Annotated in this window: 1 protein-coding gene; it reads right to left on the reverse strand. The window is 43.7% G+C overall.

Annotation, left to right across the window (positions count from 1 at the left end; all coding sequences use genetic code 11):
- On the reverse strand, window positions 1–1,565 hold a 1,565-nt coding region (locus tag BCT81_RS25625), incomplete at its 3' end, for an alkaline phosphatase (protein ID WP_102426290.1).
- Window positions 1,566–1,663: the final 98 nt, after the last annotated feature.

Genomic DNA, 1,663 nt, shown 5'->3' on the forward strand with positions numbered 1-1,663 from the left:
GGTTTGATGTACTCACCAAGCTCTGAGTGATGCATGATTTTTGATACTGGTAATATCTTTTCTGCTGGTCCCCAAGCAAATACATTCACAGGTGTATGGGTGTGTGTGCCTGTACCCCAAACAATGTTTTGACCTGTTGCTTGTTCTCGAGCAAGTAGGTTGCCACGGTCGTTATATGGGAAAAATGCATCGAAATCGTTGATGGCAGGAACATTCTCTTCAGAAAGGTATTTGTGTTGCGCCAATCGATATGGGTTTGGCTTACTTGCGAGTACCTTTTTAGCTTGCTCTGCGGTGATTGGAAATTCACTATTTTTGTTCACGATCTCAGCGAATTTCTCAGGCGTTTGTGCAGCTTTGTCGAGTTTTTGATACTCACTGATCATGCCGTAGTAGCTTTGTTTCTGATTGTATAAACCATCAAGAATATCGAATGCACCGAAGTTAAAGTTTGGCGCATAATCACGATCGGTAAAGGCTTCTCCTGGGCGCTTTTGTGGCTTTGGTAGCTCACTTGATGAATAGCTAAAGCCGAAAGAGCCAGTTTCATGGTCTGCTGTGACGATTACGATTGTGTCTTCACGATCTTTTGCCCATTCGTATACCGTTTGAATTGCTTCATCAAACTTGAGCAGTTCGTGCAGCATAGTACCCGCATCATTACTGTGCCCAGCCCAATCTATCTGACCGCCTTCAACCATTAGGAAAAAGCCATCTTCATCTTTTGATAAGACGTTAAGCGCTTTTTGCGTCATCTCTTTTAAGCTCGGTTGTGTGCGTTCGCCACTCAGCTTTTTATTGCTATATGCGATGCCATCGTCCATGCCAGAGTACGCGAATAGACCAAGTAATTTGTCGCCGTCAGCGTTGTCGAGCATATCTCGGTTAAACGCTAACTGATAGCCGTCTTTCTGGGCTTCAGCAAGAAGGTTGCGGTTATCTTTACGTTTTGACTTGAGATAAACGTCACCTTTGGTCAGTTGCTCAAGTTGTTTGTAGGTTTCACCTTTATCATTGGTTGACTTAGGGATCCAGTGACGTAGCCCGCCAGAAAGCATCACATCGACACCTGTTTCCAGCATATCGCTAGCAATATGGTTTTCTAGAGAGCGGTGTGGCTGATGCGCGGCGAATGCTGCAGGTGTAGCATGAGTTAAGCGCGTATCGGAAACCAGCCCGGTTGCTTTACCCGCTTTTTTTGCTTTCTCCAGCACGGTTTCTACGTGATTGCCTTGGGAATCAATACCAATAACTTCTGAACCTGTGTAGATACCTGTAGCAAGCATGGTTGCGGAACAAGCAGAGTCGACCACAATCGCATCTTCTGGGTGGGTAAGAGATGAACCAATCACGCCTTCTTGAGCAAGCTGATAAAGGGCGGTCTTTCGACCTTTATAGATTGAGTTAGGTGCTTGGTTTGCATAAGTCTCTAATAAGCCAACTTGTTGAGGTCCCATACCATCGCCAATCATTAGAATGACATTTTTGATTTCTGCTGAAAGTACATTGAATGAGAGTGTTGACGTTGCCACTGCGGCAATAACAGGTTTCATAAAGTGCTTCATTGTTTATCCCTTTTTATATAAGCGGGGTGATTAAAACACTCAAATATGTCAACTTTGTTTCATATTTATTTCATAAATATAAAATTGAGCAATAACTC

This window comes from Vibrio sp. 10N.261.52.A1 (assembly GCF_002876325.1).
GTDB lineage: Bacteria > Pseudomonadota > Gammaproteobacteria > Enterobacterales > Vibrionaceae > Vibrio > Vibrio chagasii.